The 22,432-nt window shown below is 51.2% G+C and carries 18 protein-coding genes and 3 pseudogenes; 16 read left to right on the top strand and 5 right to left on the bottom strand.

Annotated features, from left to right (window positions below; all coding sequences use genetic code 11):
* Window positions 1-7: 7 nt before the first annotated feature.
* The 13 genes and pseudogenes from L1889_RS00825 to L1889_RS00760 all read left to right on the top strand — a co-directional run bounded on the left by L1889_RS00825 (window position 8) and on the right by L1889_RS00760 (window position 10,128).
* A complete protein-coding gene (locus L1889_RS00825) occupies window positions 8-475 on the top strand; it encodes an AMP-binding protein (protein ID WP_308217573.1) in 468 nt (155 codons plus the stop codon).
* Window positions 451-1,101 (top strand): AMP-binding protein, encoded by a 651-nt coding sequence (locus L1889_RS00820; RefSeq protein WP_257793791.1) that lies wholly within the window; start codon window positions 451-453, stop codon window positions 1,099-1,101. Before L1889_RS00825 ends, L1889_RS00820 begins: the two co-directional genes overlap by 25 nt.
* 65 nt (window positions 1,102-1,166) lie before the next feature.
* On the top strand, window positions 1,167-1,634 hold the full coding sequence (locus tag L1889_RS00815) for a class I adenylate-forming enzyme family protein (protein WP_372870951.1): 468 nt from the start codon (window positions 1,167-1,169) through the stop codon (window positions 1,632-1,634).
* Window positions 1,635-1,637: 3 nt separating this feature from the next.
* Window positions 1,638-2,411 carry an enoyl-CoA hydratase/isomerase family protein gene (locus tag L1889_RS00810; RefSeq protein WP_238663465.1) on the top strand — a complete coding sequence of 258 codons (774 nt, stop codon included), beginning with the start codon at window positions 1,638-1,640 and terminating at the stop codon, window positions 2,409-2,411.
* A pseudogene (locus L1889_RS00805) lies at window positions 2,350-3,107 on the top strand (SDR family NAD(P)-dependent oxidoreductase). Before L1889_RS00810 ends, L1889_RS00805 begins: the two are co-directional and overlap by 62 nt.
* Window positions 3,107-4,272: pseudogene (locus L1889_RS00800) on the top strand (acyl-CoA dehydrogenase family protein). Before L1889_RS00805 ends, L1889_RS00800 begins: the two co-directional pseudogenes overlap by 1 nt.
* Window positions 4,269-5,213 (top strand): 3-hydroxyacyl-CoA dehydrogenase family protein, encoded by a 945-nt coding sequence (locus L1889_RS00790; protein WP_238663462.1) that lies wholly within the window; start codon window positions 4,269-4,271, stop codon window positions 5,211-5,213. The pseudogene L1889_RS00800 and the gene L1889_RS00790 overlap by 4 nt, the downstream one beginning before the upstream one ends.
* Before the next feature lie 53 nt (window positions 5,214-5,266).
* Window positions 5,267-5,785 carry a 3-hydroxyacyl-CoA dehydrogenase family protein gene (locus L1889_RS00785; RefSeq protein ID WP_238663461.1) on the top strand — a complete coding sequence of 173 codons (519 nt, stop codon included), beginning with the start codon at window positions 5,267-5,269 and terminating at the stop codon, window positions 5,783-5,785.
* A gap of 14 nt (window positions 5,786-5,799) precedes the next feature.
* Complete coding sequence (locus L1889_RS00780; RefSeq protein ID WP_238663460.1) at window positions 5,800-6,276, top strand: alcohol dehydrogenase catalytic domain-containing protein; 477 nt, start codon at window positions 5,800-5,802, stop codon at window positions 6,274-6,276.
* 20 nt (window positions 6,277-6,296) lie between these two features.
* Window positions 6,297-6,803 carry a zinc-binding dehydrogenase gene (locus L1889_RS00775; RefSeq protein ID WP_238663459.1) on the top strand — a complete coding sequence of 169 codons (507 nt, stop codon included), beginning with the start codon at window positions 6,297-6,299 and terminating at the stop codon, window positions 6,801-6,803.
* Entirely contained in the window at window positions 6,800-8,332 is a 1,533-nt protein-coding gene (locus L1889_RS00770) for a 3-hydroxyacyl-CoA dehydrogenase (protein WP_238663458.1), read from the top strand. Before L1889_RS00775 ends, L1889_RS00770 begins: the two co-directional genes overlap by 4 nt.
* 110 nt (window positions 8,333-8,442) lie before the next feature.
* Window positions 8,443-9,192 (top strand): electron transfer flavoprotein subunit beta/FixA family protein, encoded by a 750-nt coding sequence (locus L1889_RS00765; RefSeq protein ID WP_238663457.1) that lies wholly within the window; start codon window positions 8,443-8,445, stop codon window positions 9,190-9,192.
* Window positions 9,193-10,128 (top strand): electron transfer flavoprotein subunit alpha/FixB family protein, encoded by a 936-nt coding sequence (locus tag L1889_RS00760; protein ID WP_238663456.1) that lies wholly within the window; start codon window positions 9,193-9,195, stop codon window positions 10,126-10,128. It begins immediately after the preceding gene.
* Window positions 10,129-10,416: 288 nt separating this feature from the next.
* Here L1889_RS00760 and L1889_RS00755 read toward each other — a convergent pair whose 3' ends face one another.
* The gene (locus L1889_RS00755; RefSeq protein WP_238663455.1) at window positions 10,417-10,980 is read right to left on the bottom strand and encodes a YggT family protein; all 564 of its coding nucleotides are present in this window, start codon (window positions 10,978-10,980) and stop codon (window positions 10,417-10,419) included.
* 159 nt (window positions 10,981-11,139) lie between these two features.
* Between L1889_RS00755 and L1889_RS18655 the strand changes: the two genes are divergently transcribed.
* Window positions 11,140-11,688: a hypothetical protein gene (locus L1889_RS18655; protein ID WP_308217571.1), complete on the top strand. Its 549-nt coding sequence runs from the start codon at window positions 11,140-11,142 to the stop codon at window positions 11,686-11,688.
* An 88-nt stretch (window positions 11,689-11,776) separates the two neighbouring features.
* Here the strand turns inward: L1889_RS18655 and L1889_RS00745 are convergent, their stop codons facing one another.
* The 3 genes and pseudogenes from L1889_RS00745 to L1889_RS00730 form a co-directional block, all read right to left on the bottom strand.
* Window positions 11,777-12,904, bottom strand: a complete 1,128-nt coding sequence (locus L1889_RS00745) for a ribonucleotide-diphosphate reductase subunit beta (RefSeq protein ID WP_238663453.1) — start codon at window positions 12,902-12,904, stop codon at window positions 11,777-11,779.
* A 20-nt stretch (window positions 12,905-12,924) separates the two neighbouring features.
* Window positions 12,925-15,861 carry a ribonucleoside-diphosphate reductase subunit alpha gene (locus L1889_RS00740; protein ID WP_238663452.1) on the bottom strand — a complete coding sequence of 979 codons (2,937 nt, stop codon included), beginning with the start codon at window positions 15,859-15,861 and terminating at the stop codon, window positions 12,925-12,927.
* Window positions 15,862-16,223: 362 nt separating this feature from the next.
* Window positions 16,224-19,696: pseudogene (locus tag L1889_RS00730) on the bottom strand (indolepyruvate ferredoxin oxidoreductase family protein).
* 115 nt (window positions 19,697-19,811) lie between these two features.
* On the opposite strand from L1889_RS00730, the gene L1889_RS00725 reads away from it, so the two are divergent.
* Both L1889_RS00725 and L1889_RS00720 read left to right on the top strand, forming a co-directional pair.
* Window positions 19,812-20,264 carry an Lrp/AsnC family transcriptional regulator gene (locus tag L1889_RS00725; protein WP_238663449.1) on the top strand — a complete coding sequence of 151 codons (453 nt, stop codon included), beginning with the start codon at window positions 19,812-19,814 and terminating at the stop codon, window positions 20,262-20,264.
* Window positions 20,265-20,374: 110 nt separating this feature from the next.
* Complete coding sequence (locus L1889_RS00720) at window positions 20,375-20,878, top strand: hypothetical protein (protein ID WP_238663448.1); 504 nt, start codon at window positions 20,375-20,377, stop codon at window positions 20,876-20,878.
* A gap of 73 nt (window positions 20,879-20,951) precedes the next feature.
* Here the strand turns inward: L1889_RS00720 and gltX are convergent, their stop codons facing one another.
* Complete coding sequence (gene gltX, locus L1889_RS00715; RefSeq protein ID WP_238663447.1) at window positions 20,952-22,355, bottom strand: glutamate--tRNA ligase; 1,404 nt, start codon at window positions 22,353-22,355, stop codon at window positions 20,952-20,954.
* Window positions 22,356-22,432 lie beyond the last annotated feature (77 nt).

Genomic DNA, 22,432 nt, shown 5'->3' with positions numbered 1-22,432 from the left:
CCTTTTTATGGGGTTTATGATGCGCCCATTTTTGACTTTGCATGATCCAACCACTAGTAGGCAATTTTATGAGCAGGGGCTTTGGACGACGGATACTTTCTATACGCTGATGCGTAAGTATGCAGAACAGAGGCCGTCGGCCGGTGCTTTGCGTGATAGTCGGACTTTTCTTGACTGGAGCAGCTTAATGGCGCGGGTAGATGCACTCGCCGATGATCTGCTTTCGCGTGGAATAGGTGCGGGTGACCGAGTATCCATCTGGATGTCGAACCGAGTCGAAGTCATCATTGCATTTTTAGCTTGCTCGCGCATTGGTGCGGCTTGCAACCCTTCATTGCATCGAAGTTATACCTGCGCCGAGATAATTGACTTGCTGACCGAACTCAAGTCCAGCGCGTTGGTTACCGAGGAAGGTTGGGGGCAGACAGGACTCAGCAGGATTTTGATTCTATGCTGGCGCAACTGCCTTTTCTGAAGAAAGTATATAAGCCCAAAAACTTCCCTCTGCACATTACCGGAGTATATGAATGCATTCATGAAAATCCAGACTCCGTAGCCTATCTGGCATTCACGTCTGGTACTACGGGTAAGCCCAAATGCGTGATGCATTCTTCCAATACGCTGCTGGCTAATGGGCGTGATCTGGCGCGTGACTGGTCGCTCTCGGCTAACGATGTCATTCTTACGCTTAGCCCCTTGTCACATCACATCGCCTGGGTGGCTTTGGCGCAATGGCTGTCTTGCGGAGCAGCATTGGTTGTCGATGATCCAGAACCTGGCCAGACGCGTCTGGATTGGATCATCGAAACCGGTGCTACCTATGTGCTTGGGGTGCCGACACATGCGATGGATATTTTGGCTGAACAAAAAATCCGAAATCTAACGCAAATGGGTGCCGTTCGAGTGTTTTACATGGCGGGCGCTCCTATACCGGAAGTTGTCGCCAGAGCATTCGTTGATCAAGGAATTACTCCTCAAAATATTTATGGAATGACTGAGAATTCTTCCCATCAATACACTCATCCGGATGATCCAAAGGATGTTTGGGTCTCGACTTGCGGGCGAGGGGGGCGGCTTATGAGATCAAGATATGGGATCTAGAAGACCGAGAGCGTGAGCTGCCTACAGGTCAGACCGGTGAAATCGGAGGGCGTGGGGCAGCACTTATGCTTGGTTATTTCGGTAATCAGGAAGCAAGTGACAAGACGTTCAATCGTCATGGTTACATGATGTCGGGCGATCTTGGGTCCGTAGATGCACAAGGAAATCTGCGCATTGCGGGAAGAGTTAAAGATCTGATCATTCGCGGTGGCCACAATATTTATCCGTCCAGGATTGAGGCGCTGGCATTGACCCATCCAGGTATTGAGAGGGCAGCGGCCTTTCCGGTTGCAGACGATCGTCTTGGTGAAAAAGTCTGTCTAGCCATTACAGGGAAAGCTAAGCCGGAAGAATTGCTGTCGCATCTGGCAGCGGAAGGGCTTTCGAAGTTTGACATGCCAGAATGGTTTATTGCGCTCGACAGTCTACCTTTGACTGCTAGTGGAAAAATTCTTAAGAGTGCCCTTACCGAGCAGGCAAAGAGCGGAGAAATTCAACCGCAGGCTGTGCGATATGTTGCCAAGGAGGTTTGAGTCATGACGGTTAAGTTGGAAAAAATTGAAGAATTTGCTTGCTTGACACTAGATCGTCAAGATGCTCTGAACGCACTTTCGTTTTTCGTTTTAGATGAAATTGGTCAGGCTTTAGATGAAGTGGCGGCAATGCAGGGGGTACGGGCCTTGTTTATTACGGGTGCGGGTAACAAGGCTTTTTGTGCCGGAGCCGATATCAAAGAATTGCGTAATCGCAGTCTTGTGCAGCAACGTCGTGGGGCCGAGTTGGGGCAGGCAGTGTTTGCCAAGCTCGATCGTCTTCCTGTTGCTTCGCTTGCGCTGGTAAATGGCTACGCCTTTGGTGGCGGATTGGAGTTCGCTTTGGCAGCAACGTTCCGTTTGTGTACGACGAATGCGGTTTTTGGGCTGCCAGAGGTCAAGCTTGGTTTGATTCCCGGTTATGGCGGTACACAGCGTTTGCCGCGTCTTATCGGTGAAGCACGAGCTCTCGAGATGATCATGACTGGCCGATCGGTAAAGGCTGACGAAGCACAGCAGATAGGATTAGTGCATCGAGTGATTGAACATGAAAATCTATTAGAGGCGGGCAAGACTTTTGCACGTGGGTTCACTGGTTACAGTCTTCCGGTTTTGGAGTTTGCACGTCGCGCAGTCCAACGAGGTATGGATTTACCGATCGAGCAAGGCTTACAACTTGAGGCCGAACTGTCGACCTTAGCTTATCGAACAAAGGATGCCGAGGAAGGGATGCAGGCATTTGAAGAAAAACGCAAATCGGAGTTTCAGGATGAGTGAAGGATTTTTTATTGTGACGGGCGGGTCCAAAGGTATTGGTCAGGCGATTGCCCGTGAGTTGGTCAATCGAGGACGTGATGTGGTTTGTCTGTCGCGTTCTGGTGTAGGCCCTGTTGGACAGCACATGGCGTGTGATATGACTGACGAAGCGGCAGTGCGTGCGACGATTGCACGCATTGCGGAGCAGGGACCGATTGCAGGACTGGTCAATAATGCGGGCGTCCATATCAACGGGGCTGCTGAGAGCCTGTCTGTTGAGGACTTCAACCGAACTATGGCCTTGAATGCGACGGCGGTCATGGTGACTGCACGCGAGACATTCCCTTTTTGCGCGAGAATGGCGGGACTATCGTCAACATTGGATCATTTTTCGACAGAATCGGCGCACCCGATAATCTCGCCTATTGCGCCTCCAAGGCGGCGGTCGCCGCTATGACTCGCGTCATGGCAGTCGAGTGGGCGCGCTACGGCATTGGTGTTATCAATGTCGCACCTGGTTATATCGAAACAGACCTGAATCGAGACTATCTGGCTCGTGAGAAGGTTCAAGCTTGGCTGAAAGCAAGGATCCCTGTAGGGCAGGCGGGCAAGCCCGAGGATGTAGCGCGCCTGGTAACTGCCCTTCTGACCGAGGCCATTCCCTACCTGACAGGCCAAACCATTTATATCGATGGTGCACAAGGAATCAATCACTAATGAAATTACTGGAACAATTTGCCCGCACACGTCGCTGGGATACCGAAGAGCGTCAAGTTCTCGAGCAGGTGCAACGTGTTGCCGACGAGGTTATTGCGCCCAATGCTGAACATACCGATCGCACCAGTGATTTTCCTTGGGAAAACGTCCGGACGATTAATGAGCTGGGGTTGAACATGTTGTTCGTGCCCGAGCAGTTTGGTGGTTTGGGAATGTCATATGCACTGTATCTGGAGGTGGTTTCTATTATCTCTGAAGCTTGCGCATCGACGGGCATCATATACGCTACAAATTTCCATGGAATGAAGCCTCTAATTCAGTACGGCAATGACGAGCAACGCGCCCGTCTTTTGCCTCGGATTGCCGAGGGTGGTCTGGGTGCATTGGCGATTACTGAAACAACCGCGGGTTCGGATGCTACAGACATGAAGACCCGCTTTACGCCTGAGGGCGATGACATTATCGTGCAGGGCTCCAAAATTTTCATTTCCAATGGAGATGTGGCGGATCTTTATTTACTGTTTGGAAAATGGTCGACGATTGAAGATCCCCGACGTTCGATCTCCGTTTTGATTCTGGAAAAAGGGACTCCCGGATTCGAAGTGGTGTCCAAGGAACGCAAGATGGGGCACAACGGATCCTCGACTTGCGGATTGGCTTTTGATGGTTGCCGTGTACCTAGGGCGAACTTGTTGGGTGAGCCGGGTGATGGCTTAAAGATACTGCTGGCCTCCTTAAATAAATCGAGACCTTCTGTTGCGGCACATGCGCTGGGTATTGCCCGGGCAGCGTTCAAAGATATGGTGGCCTATGGTAACGAACGTGTGCAGGGGGTAAGCGTGTACTCGACTTCCAAGGCAATCAGTTTACGTTGGCGAATTTGGCCAGTGAGTTATTGATGGCTGAATGTTGGCAAGACTACGTCGCCCGCTTAGTTGACGATGGTATTGATGATATGGGCTTAGAGGCCTCCATCGCTAAATTGCGAGCTTCTGATCTGGCGATGGCCATGGCGACCGAATGTGTGCAATTCCATGGTGGTTATGGTTATTGCCAGGATTATCGGGCGGAGCGTCTGATGCGCGACGCCAAGATCACGCAGATCTGGGAGGGTACTAACCAGATCCATCGACAACTCATAGGACGGAGCTTTCTGAACAAATGACGACAATTAAAAAGGTAGCAGTTTGTGGTGCGGCTGGAACGATGGGGGCAGGCATCGCCATAGTGGCTGCACGTGCAGGTTTTGAAACGATCTGTTTTGATCGCTCTGTAGAAGGGTTGCTAGTCGCCCGAAAGGCAACGCAGACGTTTTTTGATAAGGCAGTGCAACGTGGACGTATGTCCGCTGATGAAGCGGCAGCGGCAGCGGCACGTATGCACGACGAAACACAGTTAGAGGCTTTAAAGGATTGTGATCTGGTCATCGAGGCTATTTTCGAGGACCTCACTGCCAAACAGCAGTTACTCGGAGCATTACACGAGCTGTGCAAATCAGAAACAATTTTCGCATCGAATACATCAACCTTATCTATTTCTCAGATCGCAGGTGGATGTGAACGTCCCGATCGTGTAGTGGGGATGCATTTCTGTTTGCCAGCCCAGGTGATGAAGTTGGTGGAAATGTCTCCAGGGCTGATGACCTCGGAGCAGACCTTTAATACGGCATGGGCCTGGACAGAGGCAGCAGGGCAATTGCCCGTACTGACGCAAGACAAGCCGGGTTTCATTCTTAATGCACTGCTGGTGCCGTTTAACAATGATGTGCTTCGTCTGATCGACGAGGGAGTAGCTAGTCCAGAGGATATTGATACGGCGATCTGCTCGGGGCTGGGCTACAAAATGGGCCCTTGTACGTTGCTGGATTTGATCGGCCTAGACACTCAATTGCGTCTGGGAGAGGCCTTTTATCCTATTACGCAAGATTCGCGCGCGGCGGTACCTCCCATCGTGCGTCGGATGGTTGCTGCAGGAATTTTGGGAAAAAAATCAGGTCGAGGGTTGCTGGGGAACACCCCAGTACGTGAGCCGGTGACGCATGGGCCTGAATTCCATATGGTCAAAACAGGCGAGAGCCGTTCGTTTCCCGAGGGGGATGCTTTTTAGGACGGGCGGCTGAGAGTGCTGCAGATGTTACGCTTTGCCTGGGGGGCGCTTATGTGCCGGATTCCTCAAAAGTCGCTGTGCTGATTGAGCTGGGTACGGAGTGCCTAGGTTTTCATACGGGTGAGAGTTCAGGTCGAGAAGGCTCTAATGCGCTGGGTTTTGCCCGTTATCGAAACGGGTCGGATGCGCCTTCCAGATTGATTGAAATTGTGCGTCAACCGAATACTGATATGCAGGCCTTAGAGGCTGCCCGTGCTGTTTTTGAAGCGGCGGGCTTCGATACGGTTGTGTGTGCGGATCGACCCGGTCGGATCATTGATCGATTGGTGCGGCCCAAGTACAACGATGCTTTGCGCTTTCTCGATGAAGGGTTGGCGTTGTCTGAGGACATGGACAAGACTTGTTGTCTGGGGCTTGGATATCCTGACGGGCCGATTGAGCGTGTGACTCGCGGTGACTTGTCCTGGCACTACGAGGTTTGTACAGCACTTTTCCGCATGACCGGACAGATAGCCTATAGTCCCGCCCGCAGGGCCGTGATTGCCCATGATCGTGCTCATCGTTTGTCTTAAAAGGGGAAGTACACATGCGTAGTTATCGAATACATGAGTTTGGGGAGCCTTCCACTTTGGTGATCGACGAGTTAGATGACCTGAGCCCTGAGGCTCAAGAGGTCGTGGTTGACGTCGAGGCGGTGGGTTTGAACTTTCCGGATGTGTTGGTGGTTCAAGGAAAATATCAGTTTCTGCAACCGTTGCCCTTTGCTCCGGGCAAAGATCTTGCAGGAGTGGTTCGCTCGGTCGGGTCCGCTGTTAAAGGGATTAAACCCGGGGATCGAGTAATGAGTCAGATCGAGTTCGGAGCCTTTGCCGAACAGGCGGTCACCGCGCCAGAACGCACTTTTGTCTTGCCTGAAGGTATGTCTTTTTCTGAAGCGGCTGCTATGGGACTGGTGTACCAGACCGCCTATTTCTCTCTGGTTGAACGTGCGCAGTTAAAGCCAGGTGAAACGGTATTGGTAGGGGGGCCGCAGGGGGAATCGGACTCGCTGCGGTTCAGGTAGCCAAAGGTCTGGGGGCAACCGTGATTGCTGGTGTACGTGGCGAGGAAGAGGGGGCTGTCGCACGCGAGTCGGGTGCCGATTTTGTTATTGATCTGTCTGGCGCGAATTTGCGGGACTCTATACGCGAACAAGTGCGTGCGCTGCCGCTGAAGCAGACAGGTGTTGATATCGTAATTGATCCCCTGGGAGGTGATTTTTTTGCTGGAGCTCTTCGCTCTTTGGCTTGGTGCGGACGCTTGGTGGTTGTGGGTTTTGCCGCAGGCGAAATTCCTTCCCTGAAGGTGAATTATCTCCTGGTGAAAAATATCTCTGTGCTGGGCATTCAGTGGAGTGATTATCGCGACTACACGCCAGACCGAGTCGTGCAGGCGCAGCAACATATCTTCGATTTGTGGCATAAGGGGGCTGTACGCCCTCATATTGCCCAACAGGTGGGTTTTGAAGAGCTACCGGCAGCACTGACCCTAGTCAGTGAAGGCAAAATTCGTGGCAAGGCGGTGGTCACGGTAGGGAAGGGTTCAGCATGAGTGAACAAATAACAGCAACTGCTTTAGCAACGGATGTTGTCGTAGCGGTGGTGGGTGCTGGAACCATGGGTGCTGGGATTGCTCAGGTGGCCGCAGCAGCAGGGCACAGAGTACTGCTGGTGGATGCCCAGCAGGGTGCGGCACAAAAGGCTCGCGAACAGATACAAAGAGGTCTTGAATCCCGTGTTGTCCAGGGGAAAATGTCATTCGATGACAGCGCTGCTTTACTTGGGTGTATCGAGGCAGTTCTTGACCTTGAGCATTTGGGCAGGGCTGGCTTGGTTATTGAGGCGATCTTCGAGAGCCTTGAGGTTAAGCAAGCCTTATTCAGTAAGCTCGAGGGTATTGTTGCACAGGATGCCATTCTGGCAACTAATACCTCATCGGTTTCGGTAACAGCCATTGCATCCGCCCTGAAGCATCCAGGACGCTTGCTTGGGATGCATTTTTTTAACCCGGCACCTGTAATGAAGTTGGTGGAAGTGGTGAGTGGTTTGCAGACTGAGGCCAAAGTGGCCGAGTCGATTTATGCAACGGCTATAGCTTGGAAAAAGAAACCGGTTCATGCTAGATCGACGCCAGGCTTTATCGTCAATCGTGTTGCGCGTCCATACTATGCCGAAGCCCTACGGGTTGTAGAGGAAGGGGCTGCAAGCCCTGAGCAGCTCGATACGCTATTAAGTCGGGGTGCTGGCTTTCGCATGGGGCCATTTCGTTTAATGGATTTGATTGGAAATGATGTCAATTACGCTGTAACACAGTCGACGTTCAACTCCTATTTTGGTGATTCCCGATATAGACCTGCGCTGTTGCAAGGCGAGCTCGTGGATGCAGGTAGGCTGGGGCGTAAAACTGGACACGGCTTCTATGATTATGCACAGACAGCCGTCGATGAAACTACTCTACAAGCCATTTCATTAAATGGTTCTGTTGAGGTTTCTGGAGACACCGCGCCTATTGCGGCCTTGTTGGCAAGATTAGAGGCGACTGGCGTTCAGCTTAATGTAGCTGTTTCGACCACTCCGGCTGTGATCCGATATGGTCGGGCGACGCTGATGATGACGAATGGCTTACCTGCCACGTTGCGAGCCGATAGCCTAGGGCAAGGGTTGGTCGTCTTTGATTTAGCCGACGATTATGGACAAGTCAGTGATCTAGCCATAGCGGTTCAAGATGGTGCAGAGGAGGCAGTATGCACAGATGCGGTTGCTTTGTTTACCAGCCTTGGAATCCGAGCACATGTGTTGGATGACGTGCCGGGCTTAATCGTTGCAAGAACCCTTGCCATGCTGGCCAACGAAGCAGCCGAGGCGTTATTGAGCCGAATAGGCACAGCTCAGGGAATAGATGATGCTATGCGTTTTGGCGTTAATTATCCCCATGGCCCCCTTGAATGGGCTGATCGCATTGGTACGGCGTATTTTGTTGAAGTGCTTGATGGCTTGCGTGCAAGTTATGGGGATGACCGTTACCGTGTTTCGGTCAAACTCCGTCGAGTGGCACGTTTAGGTAACCGTTTTCATGTTTAAAGGCCTGGTTTAGGCGCCAGTACATAACAAATGTGGAGTGTCGTCGTCCCACTGCACTGTAATTCTTTCTGGAGAGAGAGGTTGAATATGATTTTTGTGGAGAAATTCAGATGAAAGTGTTAGTACCTGTTAAGCGCGTGGTTGACTATAACGTCAAGGTACGCGTGAGATCGGATCAAACGGGAGTTGATGACGCTAACGTCAAAATGTCCATGAATCCTTTCGACGAGATTGCTGTTGAAGAGGCTGTCCGTATCAAAGAAAACGGAATTGCCTCTGAGGTCGTAACGGTCTCTTGCGGTGTGGCTCAGAGTCAGGAAACCTTACGTACGGCGATGGCTATAGGAGCTGACCGGGGCGTGCTGGTTCAAACGGATACTCAATTGCAACCACTAGCGGTGGCCAAGTTGCTGAAAGGTTTGGTAGACCAAGAGCAACCTAAACTGGTGATTCTAGGTAAGCAAGCCATTGACGATGATGCTAACCAGACCGGTCAGATGTTAGCTGCCCTCTTGAACTGGCCGCAGGCTACCTTTGCTAGCAAAATTGATGTTGAAGACGGAAAGGTGACGGTGACGCGCGAAGTCGATGGTGGTCTGGAAACGCTGTCGTTGGCTCTGCCTGCAATTATTACTACCGACTTGCGTTTGAACGAACCGCGCTATGTGACGTTGCCGAACATTATGAAAGCCAAGAAAAAGCCGCTGGAGGTGGTCACCCCTGAAAAATTAGGAGTGGATATCACCCCACGTTTAAAAACGCTTAAAGTCTCAGAACCGCCTGTGCGCTCGGCCGGCATTATCGTACCTGACGTGATGGCGTTGGTTGATAAGCTCAAAAATGAAGCAAAGGTAATTTAAATGACGATACTTGTAATTGCTGAACACGATAACACTCATCTTAATGTTGCTACGTTGAATGCCGTAGCAGCAGCGGGCCGCTTGGGTACGGATGTGCATGTAATGGTAGCGGGCCATAATGCCGAAGTCGTCGCTGAGCAAGCGACACAAGTGGTTGGTGTGTCTAAGGTGCTGTGGGCTGACGGTGTGGCATTGGCCGATGGTTTAGCTGAAAACGTCGCTGCCCAGGTACTGGAGGTGGCAGCTAGTTATAGCCATATTTTGTTTCCCGCTACGGCGTCTGGAAAAAATATAGCTCCTCGTGTTGCTGCCAAACTAGATGTTGCTCAGATCTCTGACATTATTGCGGTTGAGTCTGCTGATACTTTCTTACGTCCCATTTATGCGGGCAATGCTATTGCCACCGTGCAGTCTACCGATGCGATTAAAGTTATTACTGTGCGTACTACGGCATTTGATGATGTCGCCACTGAGGGTGGCAGCGCCACCTTAGAAACCGTGGTTGCCGTTGCTGACTCTGGTTTTTCCTCTTTAATCAGCCGCGAGATAGCTAAAAGCGATAGGCCTGAATTAGCTGGAGCTTCTGTAGTGGTATCAGGAGGGCGCGGTTTGGGTAGTACTGAAAATTTCAAAATGCTGGAGGCATTAGCAGATGAACTAGGAGCTGCTTTGGGTGCGTCGCGTGCAGCCGTGGATGCGGGTTATGCTCCTAACGATTGGCAGGTAGGTCAAACAGGAAAAATTGTGGCGCCTCAGCTGTATATAGCCGTTGGTATTTCGGGTGCTATTCAGCATTTGGCGGGCATGAAGGACTCGAAAGTTATTGTCGCTATCAACAACGATCCAGAAGCCCCCATCTTTGACGTAGCTGACTACGGTCTGGTTGCAGATTTATTTACGGTGCTTCCCGAGCTTCAGGGCGTTATCTCAGGCTGAGCACTGATCTAGGAACGTAACTCCGAGGTGTTGTGCAGGCTCGGAGTAGGAGATATTCATGCCCCGTTTAGCCACAAAATAATAAAACACGATGTAGGCACCATGATGTAATTATCATTGGTGCCAGGTCCGACGCTACCTTTCGTTGAAACCTGTTTGTTAAAACGTGACTAGTTTTAGTTTGAATTTTGAAATTTATTTAAACATAAAAAGGTTGGATGAGGTCTAAGCTTATTGTTTTCACTTGGGATTTTAGAAGTGAGCCTTTTATTTACTTGCATAATAAGCTTATATCCCAATAACTGCAAAGCTAAGACGCTGCAAAACGAAGGTGGCAATTTGAGCGAGAATCAACAATACCAATGTTGAAAAATCGAAAGCCCCGGTTTGCGGTAGGATTCGGCGAATTGGATTCAGCAACGGTGCGGTGAGTGTCTGCAAGAGTGGCATTACAGGTGCAGTTGGGTTTACCCACGATAGTATGGCCTGTATCAAGGTTAACCATAAAGCCATATTGGCGGCCCATTTGGCAACTGTAATTGCTGCCGCAAGCAAGGCACGCAATAGAAGATCGGCAGGCACATTAATAGAGATATACAGTAGAAAGCCCAGAATGACATGCAGGTATGCCACTATGAATGCAGCCGTTAGGCTGGGCCAGTCAATAAATTCTTTATTAGGTACGATGCGACGTAAAGGCTGCACTGCCCAGTCTGTTACTTTGATGATGGCTTGCGAGTAAGGGTTAAAAGGATGCAGGCGTATTGCGTAAAGCCAGGCGCGCAAAATGAAAGCAATACCCAGCAAACTAAGAATGATGTTCAGAACAAAATATAGGGTGTCATTCAGCATAAGAAACGATGTAGTAGAAGTCTGTTCAGAGCATTGTCGCATGCCCGCAAATAATAATGGGCCAAACTATTCAGCTTGGCCCATAGGTAATACTTATAACTGCAGGGTTAAGGTCAAGGACGCTTTCCTGTAGGAAAGGGCCATGAGCCTGCAGGGTTCGTGTCTGTTTTCGTAGAGGCCGCTTTTTTGGCGGTTTTTGCTGCTTTAGTTGCTTTTTTGCTGACAGTGGCCTTGGTGGCTTTATCAGTGCTTTTGCTTTCGGCCTTATCGGTCGTTGCCTTGGGGCTTGGGCTGGTGGACTTCTTCGCCGTGCCAGAGGCAGCAGAGTTTGTTTTCTTGGCAGCAGCCTTTTTAGCGACTGTTTTTTTAACAGCCGCTTTTGTGGCAGCTGTCTTGACTGAAGTGGCAGCAGTCGCTTTAGTAGCCGATTTTTTAGCGCTAGCCTTGCTCACGGCTTTTTTGGCTGTGGCTTTGGTTGCGGTGGCCGTGGTTTTCTTGACGGCACTTTTAGTGGCGGTTTTGGCTGATTTTTTAGCAGCCGGGGACGCTACTTTAGTTTTGGTTGTATCGGTAGCTGCAGACGTCTTTTTTGGGCTAGCCGCTTTTTTAGCGACGGTTTTTGCTGCGCCCTTTTTGGCTGTTGCCATGGTCAAGCTCCTTGAGAACAAGTCGAAGAGAATCCACTCATTTGACACGGTCCTCGCTTGAGCGTGGCCCATCGCAAATGACGCAGGCGTATGCCGCTGAATGCAGCATACGCCTAGAAGTCTAACGTAAGACTTTATACAGTCAAGTATTAATCCCAGCTAAGGGCGCCACCAGTCTGGTATTCAATGACACGTGTCTCAAAAAAGTTGCGTTCTTTCTTGAGGTCAATCATTTCAGCCATCCATGGGAAGGGGTTCTCTTCCTGTGGGAATAGCGGTTCCAGACCAATTTGCTGGCAGCGGCGATTGGCAATAAAACGCAGGTAAGACTTGAACATTGCAGCGTTTAAACCGAGCACTCCGCGTGGCATGGTGTCTTCCGCGTAGGCGTATTCAAGCTCTACTGCTTCGACGAATAGCCCGCGAATTTTCTCACGGAACTCTTCAGTCCACAAATGAGGGTTCTCGAGCTTAACCGTATTAATCAAGTCGATACCGAAGTTGCAATGCATGGATTCGTCGCGAAGAATGTACATGTACTGCTCGGCAGCACCCGTCATTTTATTTTGACGACCTAAAGCCAGAATTTGCGTAAAACCAACGTAGAAGAACAAACCTTCCATCAGGCAAGCAAAAACGATGAGCGACTCTAGCAGTTTCTGATCGTTTTCTACTGTGCCCGTTTTGAAATCAGGATGAGAAATTTGATCAATGAATGGAATCAGGAACTCGTCTTTGTTACGGATAGACGGCACTTCATGATAGGCATTGAAAATTTCGGCTTCGTCCAGATCCAGGCTTTCAACAATGTATTGGTATGCATGTGTATGAATGGCTTCTTCAAAGGCCTGGCGCAACAGGAACTGACGGCACTCGGGAGCAGTAATGTGGCGATAAGTGCCCAGCACGATGTTATTAGCTGCTAGCGAGTCGGCCGTGACAAAGAAACCCAGGTTACGCTTAACAATACGGCGTTCGTCTTCGGTAAGGCCGTTCGGGTCTTTCCAAAGCGCGATATCGCGCGACATGTTGACCTCTTGCGGCATCCAGTGGTTGGCGCAAGATGCCAGATACTTTTCCCATGCCCATTTGTATTTAAAGGGCACGAGCTGGTTAACGTCGGTTTCACCGTTAATGATTCGTTTGTCAGCCGCACGAACACGACTGCCTGTGCCGGTATTCAGGCCTTGAGCAGTGGCGGTAACAGGGCTGTCAGTACCGCCTTCGGTGACGGTCTTTTCTTTAACGGTTTCGGGGTTAGAGTCCCAGTTCAACATAGTAATATCCTGTCAGAAAGTTATTGGCAGGCTTCGCATTCATCGAAACCATCGTCGGTAGGGCGCATGGTGCAAACTTCACCGACAATTTCAGGCTCGGGTAAAGACGAGGGCGCGGGCGACATGCCTGCAACGGGGCTGGCGCCGCTTGTGCTGACACCGGCCGAAGTAACAGCATTGAGCTCACCAATACGGCCTGTAGACTTCTCAGTGCTGGTCGCGCTGCTGGAGCGCAGGTAATAAGTGGTTTTCAAACCGCGTACCCAGGCTAGCTTGTAGGTGTCATCAAGTTTCTTGCCCGATACGCCAGACATGAAAATATTCAATGACTGTGCCTGGTCAATCCATTTTTGACGGCGTGCGGCGCATTCAATAACCCAGCTGGGATCGATCTCGAACGCGGTGGCGTAAAGCTCTTGCAAGCTGGCAGGAATCCGGTCAATACGCTGCAGGCTACCGTCAAAGTATTTAAGATCGGCAACCATGACTTCGTCCCACAGCCCGTGCTCTTTCAGGTCGTTAACCAGGTTTTCGTTCACTACGGTGAATTCGCCCGAGAGGTTCGACTTTACGTACAGGTTACGGTAGGTAGGCTCAATGCATGGTGACACGCCAATAATATTGGCGATGGTGGCGGTAGGGGCAATGGCTACGCAATTTGAGTTACGCATGCCATTTTTCTGGATTTGAGCGCGCAGAGCATCCCAATCCATGGTTTGGTCTTCGTTGATATCAACATAACCACCACGTTCTTCACGTAGTTTCCGCAGGGAGTCGAGAGGCAACACACCCTGATCCCATAGAGAACCTTTAAATGTCTGGTAGCTACCGCGTTCTACAGCAAGTTCGCTAGACGCTTTATACGCGTAATAGCACACTGCTTCGGCAGAAATGTCTGAGAACTCTACAGCTTCCTGCGAAGCGAAGGGCACACGCATTTTGTGCAGGCAGTCCTGGAATCCCATCATGCCCAGGCCCACGGGGCGATGGCGTGCGTTCGAGTTGCGGGCTTTATCGACCGCATAGAAATTGATGTCGATCACGTTATCGAGCATGCGCATGGCAATGCGGATTGTGCGCTCAAGCTTCTCGTGATCCAGTACGTACTTGCCATTCGCATCTTGCTTAAGATGCGCGGCCAGGTTGACTGAGCCCAGGTTACATACAGCGATTTCATCATCGCTGGTGTTCAGCGTGATTTCTGTACATAGGTTCGAGCTGTGGACGACACCTACGTGTTGCTGGGGCGAGCGAATGTTGCAAGGATCTTTAAAAGTGATCCAGGGATGTCCTGTTTCAAAAAGCATGGACAACATTTTGCGCCACAGTGACAGGGCGGGGAGGCGTTTGTGAAGCGGAATTTCACCACGGTCGGCGCGACGCTCGTACTCGACATAGGCAGCCTCAAAGCTACGGCCGTACTTATCGTGCAGATCAGGAACGTCTGACGGCGAGAACAGAGTCCATTCACCACCTTCCATGACACGTTTCATGAATAGGTCAGGAATCCAGTTGGCCGTGTTCATATCGTGAGTGCGGCGGCGTTCGTCACCGGTGTTCTTGCGCAACTCAAGGAACTCTTCGATGTCAAGGTGCCATGTTTCCAGGTAGGCACACACGGCGCCTTTACGCTTTCCGCCCTGGTTTACAGCGACAGCAGTGTCATTGACCACTTTGAGGAAAGGAACCACGCCCTGGCTTTCGCCGTTGGTGCCTTTAATGTGGCTGCGCAAGGCCCGGACTGGTGTCCAGTCGTTACCTAGACCGCCGGCAAACTTGGAAAGCAGCGCATTGTCTTTGATGGCGTCGTAAATACCGCCCAAATCATCAGGCACCGTTGTAAGGTAGCAAGAGGACAGCTGTGAATGGATAGTTCCTGAGTTAAACAGCGTGGGCGTCGAGCTCATGAAGTTAAACGAGGAAATCATGTCGTAGAACTCGATGGCTCGCTCTTCGCGCTGGTTCTCGCGCAGTGCAAGACCCATGGCAACGCGCATGAAGAAGATCTGCGGAAGTTCAATGCGTCGGCCACGGATATGCAGGAAGTAGCGGTCGTAGAGTGTTTGCAATCCCAGGTAATCAAACTGCTGATCGCGCTCGGCTTTAATGGCTTGCGCTAAACGAGGGAGATCAAACTCGGCAAGTTCCTTGTTGAGGATTTCGGCCTCAATGCCTTTGCGAATCATCTCTGGAAAATAGCTGACGTAGCGTTCTACCATGGAAGACTGCGCTACTTCTTCTCCTAGCACTTCCTGGCGTACGGTGTGCAGCAGCAAACGAGCCGTTACCTGGCTGTAGCTAGGGTCGGTTTCTACACGAGTACGTGCTGCCAGAATCAGTGATTTGAATACTTCTTCTACCGGAACGCCGTCGTAGAGGTTGATGATGGTTTCGTTCAATAGGCCATCAACATCAATCTCTATAGGTAAATCAACGCCTGCCTCGACAATGGTATTGCGTAGCTGGACGATATCCAGGGGGCGTTTCACACCGTTTTCAGACACATTCAGTGTAGGTGTATTGGCTACTTCAGCGGTAGAGGCTTTTTTGGCTGCGCGTTCTTGGTTGCGCTTCTCGCGATAGAGGACATAGGCGCGGGCAACATCATGCTCGCCAGAACGCATCAGGAACAACTCGACCTGATCCTGGATTTCTTCGATGTGAAAGGTGCCGCCGCTTGGGCGATGGCGTACGAGTCCGTTAACGACCTGTTCGGTAAGTTGGTCTACGAGCTCGCGTATACGCGCTGATCCCGCACCTTGTCCTCCGCTTACAGCCAGGAAGGCTTTGGTCATGGCAACAGCAATCTTGCTGGGTTCGAAATTAACGACGGCGCCATTTCGGCGAATTACATTGAAGTCTACCCACTGGCCAGAGCTGTTTTCAGCTGTTGGCGAGGCGGAGCTAGTAGACGTGACCGTGTCTGACGAGGTTGCAGCAGCCGACGTGGTTTGCATGTGGATGTCCTTGAGCTTGAGTCAGCGCGGCGAATTGGCCAGCGCGACAGATCGATAATGGAATTTTGTTTATTGTAGCGTGCACAACAGCACGTTTTTCTAGGGTGTCGCTTGCTTGTTAACCACAAGATGTAGTGGTCATCGAGCGCCCTGGCACTAATTGTAGTGGTGTAAGTCGCGGCAATCAAGCTGATTTTGTCCTTGACTTTTTATAAATTGCAACGAGATCAGACGCAGGGGAAGCGCTGTGAGCGCAAGGCCTTTATTGATGAGGCTTTGGGTAAATATAGCCCTGAACGAAACTTGTTTCTGAATGAAATTCTTTGCTGTTTCCTTACCCTTGCTTCGTTAAAGGCGGCGGCTTATACCGTAATAACTTGACGTTTTTGGATAAGACCCTGCGTTTCAAAAAATTGGGGCAGCAACTCTTCCAGTGCCTGCTCGTAATTGGCAATGGCGGCCAGCTTCACATGTCCAAACCCCCGAATTTGCAGAGGTAATTCTGCAATGCGGCGTGCAGTGCTGTAGTTTTGTTTTGTGAGAGAGCGAGTCATTTGAAGCAGCAGCGATTCGAAGTCATCGCGCAGTCTCCTTTCCGTTCGTCGCTCAGGCATGTACGAGAACGGGTCTAATGGTGTGCCTCGCAATACCTTGGCCTTAGCCAGCATGACGAAGAGTTTTTCAGTCCGGGCTCCGAAGCTCTGTTTTCTGGGAATGCCGGTTCGCGGGTCCTTTTTGGAAAACAGTGGGGGAGCCAAGTGGAATTTCAGTTCGAAATCACCCTCAAACTGTTTATGCAGTGCTGTCCTGAAACTGCTGTCTGCGTAGAGCCTGGCTACCTCGTATTCGTCTTTGTATGCCATTAGCTTATAAAGAGATTTAGCAGCCTGTTCACTGAGTATGGGCTTGCGATCAGGGTATAGCTGTTTTTCTTTATGGTGTAGCTGTTCCACCAGTTTGGTATATCGCGTGGCATAGGAGGTATTTTGATAGTTCTGTAATCGCTTTGCATTCTGCGCTATCAATGATTCCAAACTCTCTGCCCGATGCAGCCGGATGGGTTTTTCATCTGCACAAAGCTTTTTAATGAGGTCATTGTGTACTGCTAGTACACGTCCAAACCTGAATGCTTCGGTGTTGGTGGCAACCGCAACGCCATTTAGCGTAATAGCCTGTTCGATGGCTTCGGCCTGAACCGGAATGCCACCCAATTGCCAGGCCATCCCTAACATCATCATGTTCGACATAATGCTGTCACCAAATAAGCGTAGCGCCAGCTTATGCGCATCTAGCGTATGTACGTTGTTTGCTCCCAGATGCTCGAGCAATTGTGCCTGGATAGGCGAGGGGCTTAACGATATGTCAGGGTTGCGAATGAACTCGGCGGTGGGGGCAATATATTCATTTAATACTGTTATGGTGTGGCCGTGCATAAGAGGGCGAATGACCGCTCTGGACGAGGCGGCGACCATATCGCATAAGATCGCTACACTGGCCCGATGCGTATCAATCCGTACAGCGCCCAAGGGGCGGGCGTCTGCACCTAGCCTCACATGGCTGATTACCGAGCCCCTTTTTGAGCAAGGCCTGTCATATCCATGATGGAAGCATGGCGGCCCTCAAGGTGGGCGGCCATGGCCAGTACAGCACCTACCGTAATGACTCCCGTACCGCCAATACCCGCCACCAGAACGTTACAAGGGTCAGAGGCCGTCTGAGCAGCAGGCTGCGGCGGACCTAGTTCGGCAAAGCGTTGCAGCATCTCTTCGCGTAATAAAGCCACACTCGCACTGGCACGCTTTCTGGGCAGGCCCCCAATTACCGAAACAAAGCTGGGGCAAAAACCATCCACGCATGAGTAATCTTTATTGCAGCTGGACTGCTCAATAGCTCGCTTACGTCCTAAGGAAGTTTCTTCAGGCACCAACGACAAACAGTTTGATTGCGTGCCGCAATCTCCGCATCCTTCGCAGACCTCGGTATTGATAAATAGGCGGTGGGCAGGATCGGAGTAACTTTTTTGTTTGCGGCGACGTCTTTTCTCAGCAGCGCAGCTTTGGTCGTGAATTAATACGGTGACGCCTTTTATGTCCCTAAGCTCACGTTGCAGCGCATCCAGCTCGCGCCGGTGATGTACTGTAATGCCATCGGGAAGCAAGACGCCGCGGTAACGTTCAGGCTCATCGGTGGTGATCACCACCCGCTCTACACCTTCGCCCATAACTTGCTGGCAAATTCTGGGCACTGAGATAGGGCCGTCAACAGGTTGTCCACCGGTCATGGCAACGGCATCGTTAAACAGGATTTTGTAGGTAATGTTGGCTTTGGCGGAGACAGCCTGGCGGATGGCCAGGTAACCAGAGTGAAAGTAGGTGCCTTCCCCCATATTCTGAAAAATATGCGGTGTTTTTGTATAAGGCGACAGACCGATCCAGTCGGTACCTTCACCGCCCATCTGGGTGAGTCCTTGAGTGTTGCGACTCATCGACGTTGCCATGTAGTGACAGCCTACCCCGCCCAGAGCCTGACTGCCTTCAGGCACCTTTGTTGAACTATTGTGCGGACAGCCGGAGCAAAAGTATGGGCGGCGGCTTAATCCTTCGGTATTAATCTCTGCCTCTTGTGCCGTACGGCTTGAAAATAGCGATGTTGCCTTATCCTTTTGCCACCAGCGCTGTAGGGCTTTTTTCATCAGGCTGGGACAGAGCTGCCCGGCAGAGGGAATCAGTTCGGTGCCATTCAAGGTTTTACCCGCTATGGAAGGTCGAATTTCATCATTGAACAGCAGCTCCTTGATTTGGGTTTCGATGAAAGCTCCTTTTTCCTCCACCACCAAGATGTGATCCAGGTCTTTAGCGAAGGCACGAATCGCATTTTCATCCAGCGGCCAGATTAATCCGATTTTTAAATGTTTTAAGGGCGGATGCGGAGATTCGCGACATAGCTCTTCAAGAGCGTCGCATACGTCAAGAGTGGCCTTTCCCGTGCTGACAATGCCAATTTTTGCCCCGGCATCATTGCGCAGGTATCGCTCGAGTGGAAACTGACGGGCAAATTCGCGAACAGCACGGATGCGGTTTTCTATTTGTAGCTCAATATCTGGACTTAAAAACTTACTGGCATCGTACTCCAGGCTACCCTTGTGGCGATCATGACGGGAAGCTTCGAAATGGGGCAGCGGTTCCACTTCAAAAGAGCGCCCGCTTTCAATGGTCTCAGTGACAGCTTTAAAAGCCACCCAAGCGCCCGAATAACGAGACAGCGCCCAGCCCCATAACCCAAAATACTCATACTCCTCTACAGAGGCGGGGTTAATGGTCGGAATGCGCCAGTTACGTAAGGCGTTTTCGCTTGCATGAGGAATAGAGGACGAAGCGGCAATATGGTCGTCGCCCACGATCATCAGAACACCTCCCTGCTTTGAGGCTCCCGCAGCATGCCCATGATGGATGGCGTCGCCCGCCCGATCCAGTCCTGGTCCTTTTCCATACCACATCGCAAAAACGCCATCGACGTTGCGGTCACTACGTATACCGGCCTGCTGTGTCCCCATTAGCATGGTGGCTGCAAGGTCTTCATTAATAGCGGGTTGAAAGGTAATGCCGGCGGCATCTAATTGGTCGCTGGCTTTCCAGAGCGCTGTGTCGACACCGCCAAGAGGGGAGCCGCGATAGCCTGAAACAAAGCCCGCGGTGTTAAGCCCTGCTTGCTTGTCCAGCCGTTGCTGGCTTAGCAATAAACGCACAAGAGCCTGGGTGCCGTTAAGAAACACACGGCCTTGTGTCGCATTCAGATTATCACTGAGGGTGTAATGTCGGTTCAGGGTTCGGGTCATCATAGTTTCTCCAGGCCAGAGCTTTTATGATAGGTTGTTGCTGAAGCCTAAGTATTTCGTTTGGATTGCGTAAATTCCCTATAAAAAGAAACAAACATTTCGTCTGGATGGAGATATGGACAAAATCGACTTAAGAATTCTGAAAGTTCTTCAGGCAGATGGAAGAGCATCCAGCCAGTCTGTATCCGATCAGGTAGGCCTGTCCGCAGCACCGGTTTGGCGCCGGGTGAAGCAACTTGAAGATCAGGGGGTGATTACTGGTTATCACGCGAGGGTTGATCGTAATGCCGTGGGCCTGCAAGGGTGCATGTTTGCGCAAATCAGCCTGGACAGGCATTCTGCGGAGATCGTTGAAAATTTCAAACAGGCAGTACAAAATGCCCCCGAGGTTCTGGAGTGTTACGCCGTCACGGGAGATGCCGACTTTTTACTGAAGATTGTGGTGGCGAGTCCTGAAGCCTACGATGCGTTTTTAAACCGTTTTCTTTTCAATTTGCCAGGGGTGCGTCAAACCAGAACAATTGTCGCCTTGCACGAAATTAAAAATGATTCGCGCCTCCCTTTGTAGCGGTTGTTCACGGTATAGAAGAGCAAGCTGGGTTAGAATTATTCCTGACGTTGTCTAATTGGGCTGACAACAGCGGTTTTGATATACCGACTTCTCTGAAGGGTTGATTTATGATTTTTCACCGTAATGTGAATAGCGCGCTTAAATGGGCATTGCTCACAGGCATATTCCTGACGGGTTGTGCGCAAAAACAATCCCCTATTAGTCAGGTCGAGCACGAACCCGCCGCACTCAAGGCGTGCGAGCCTGCCGCTCCCGATGACCAACTGGTGGGTAACTGGTTAAGCAAGCGACAGGAAAAAGGCGTCGCCGGCGAGCTTCGTACCTTGTTTACCCTTCAGGCAACAGGTCAAATGGCCTATACCGAGCAGCTGAAGCGACCTCGCCAGCCCTCACAAGGCCTGATGGAGACCGGGTGCTGGTGGCGTGAGGGCGATGTATTGGTACTTGAAACCCGCGAGTCAAACGGGTTGGAGGTCGACACTCTGGACCCGTTATTTACCAACCGTTTCACAGTTAAACGCCAGCAAGGCGAAAAGCTGACTTTGTCCAGCCCCTCAGGGGCGGATTACAATCTCACTCGCACCTCCCCTGGTTATCGCTTGCCCTTTTAAGCATTTGCTCATCTGTCTGCTGGCGAAAACACCCACCCGTACTGGTGGGTGTTTTTCATGCCATACAGACGATTTATAGCTCGTTTAACCGGCGTAGCACTTTTTCGCGGCCTAATATGGCCAGGACAGCGTCGATGGCAGGGGTCTGTTTGCGTCCGGTCGCTGCGACCCGTAATGGAATACCAAGCTTAGGCATCTTTATGCCATTGGCGGCAAGTGTGTCGCGTATGGCTTGAGCTAATGATTCAGTGGTCCACTCATCAAGCGCTTCAGCATGTTGAGCGAAACTTTGTAAAACGGCCCTGGCTTCATCGGTCAAGACCTCGGCCTGCAGTTCGGCAGGAGCCGGCACGAACGGGCTGCAAAACAATAATGCGCCTTCAGCCAAATCATTCAAGGTTTCAGAACGGTCTTTTAGCAAGCCCATGACGGCTTCAAGGTCTGTGGCCTCAGGGTCTGCGCCCGATTGAGCGACGCGAGGTGCGACAAGCTGCGCCAAGGTGGCGTTATCACTTTGTTTAATGTAGTGGGCATTGACCCAGTTCAGTTTTTTGGGATCCCACTGCGAAGCTGATTTGCTCAGGTTTCGAGTGTCAAACCACTCCACGAACTGTTCGCGGGTGAATAGTTCGCTGTCGCCGTGGCTCCAGCCTAAGCGGGCCAGATAGTTCACCATGGCTTCGGGCAGGTAGCCTTGGGCATCGTAATCCATGATACTCACGGCGCCGTGGCGTTTGGAGAGTTTCTCGCCGTCTGGGCCCAGAATCATAGGCACATGTCCATACTCGGGAATAGTGGCACCTAAAGCTTGCAGTATCGTGATCTGGCGAGGTGTGTTATTGACATGATCATCCCCACGAATAACATGAGTGATTTGCATATCCCAATCGTCTACCACCACGCAAAAGTTGTAGGTGGGCGTGCCATCGGCGCGGGCAATAATCAGATCGTCGAGTTCGCCGTTATCAAAACTAATACGGCCTTTAACAAGGTCATCCCAGCTGGTAGCGCCCTCTTGGGGGCATTTGAACCTGACAACGGGTGAGCGTCCTTCAGGAGGGGCGCCTAGGGTTTTGCCCGGCGCGGGGCGCCATGTGCCGTCGTACCTGGGCTTCATCCCAAGCATACGAGCCCGTTCGCGCATGGCATCGACTTCTTCAGCTGAGCTGTAGCAGTAATAGGCAGTGCCTTCTTCAAGCATTTTGGCGATAATTTCGCGATAGCGCTCGATGCGCTGCATCTGGTAGAAAGGGCCTTCGTCGGCTTGCATGCCCAGCCAGTTCATGCCATCGATAATGGCCTGGACGGCTTCGGGCGTAGAGCGTTCGATATCGGTATCCTCGACCCGCAACACAAAAGTGCCGTTATGATGGCGGGCAAAAGCCCATGAGAATAAAGCCGTGCGCGCGCCACCTAAATGCAGATAGCCAGTAGGAGAGGGAGCAAAACGGGTACGTACAGGAGTGGTTATAGTCATAATTTGTAGAAATCAACCCTATGCATTCAGGGGTTGCCTTGCAGTGGAGTAGTCAGCGATAACGGTATTTTAGGATA

This window comes from Paenalcaligenes niemegkensis, from assembly GCF_022230885.1.
Classification (GTDB): Bacteria; Pseudomonadota; Gammaproteobacteria; order Burkholderiales; family Burkholderiaceae_B; genus Paenalcaligenes; species Paenalcaligenes niemegkensis.
This window is presented reverse-complemented; position numbering and strand designations above follow the sequence as displayed.

Excerpts from the sequence above, each read along its gene's own strand:
- L1889_RS00815 (WP_372870951.1), top strand. The coding sequence starts at position 1,167 with ATGCTTGGTTATTTCGGTAATCAGGAAGCAAGTGACAAGACGTTCAAT.
- L1889_RS00810 (WP_238663465.1), top strand. The coding sequence starts at position 1,638 with ATGACGGTTAAGTTGGAAAAAATTGAAGAATTTGCTTGCTTGACACTA.
- L1889_RS00720 (WP_238663448.1), top strand. The coding sequence starts at position 20,375 with ATGATTTTTCACCGTAATGTGAATAGCGCGCTTAAATGGGCATTGCTC.
- L1889_RS00740 (WP_238663452.1), bottom strand. The coding sequence starts at position 15,861 with ATGCAAACCACGTCGGCTGCTGCAACCTCGTCAGACACGGTCACGTCT.
- L1889_RS00825 (WP_308217573.1), top strand. The coding sequence starts at position 8 with ATGGGGTTTATGATGCGCCCATTTTTGACTTTGCATGATCCAACCACT.
- L1889_RS00745 (WP_238663453.1), bottom strand. The coding sequence starts at position 12,904 with ATGTTGAACTGGGACTCTAACCCCGAAACCGTTAAAGAAAAGACCGTC.
- L1889_RS00770 (WP_238663458.1), top strand. The coding sequence starts at position 6,800 with ATGAGTGAACAAATAACAGCAACTGCTTTAGCAACGGATGTTGTCGTA.
- L1889_RS00760 (WP_238663456.1), top strand. The coding sequence starts at position 9,193 with ATGACGATACTTGTAATTGCTGAACACGATAACACTCATCTTAATGTT.
- L1889_RS00755 (WP_238663455.1), bottom strand. The coding sequence starts at position 10,980 with ATGCTGAATGACACCCTATATTTTGTTCTGAACATCATTCTTAGTTTG.
- L1889_RS00790 (WP_238663462.1), top strand. The coding sequence starts at position 4,269 with ATGACGACAATTAAAAAGGTAGCAGTTTGTGGTGCGGCTGGAACGATG.
- L1889_RS00820 (WP_257793791.1), top strand. The coding sequence starts at position 451 with ATGCTGGCGCAACTGCCTTTTCTGAAGAAAGTATATAAGCCCAAAAAC.
- L1889_RS00780 (WP_238663460.1), top strand. The coding sequence starts at position 5,800 with ATGCGTAGTTATCGAATACATGAGTTTGGGGAGCCTTCCACTTTGGTG.
- gltX (WP_238663447.1), bottom strand. The coding sequence starts at position 22,355 with ATGACTATAACCACTCCTGTACGTACCCGTTTTGCTCCCTCTCCTACT.
- L1889_RS00765 (WP_238663457.1), top strand. The coding sequence starts at position 8,443 with ATGAAAGTGTTAGTACCTGTTAAGCGCGTGGTTGACTATAACGTCAAG.
- L1889_RS00725 (WP_238663449.1), top strand. The coding sequence starts at position 19,812 with ATGGACAAAATCGACTTAAGAATTCTGAAAGTTCTTCAGGCAGATGGA.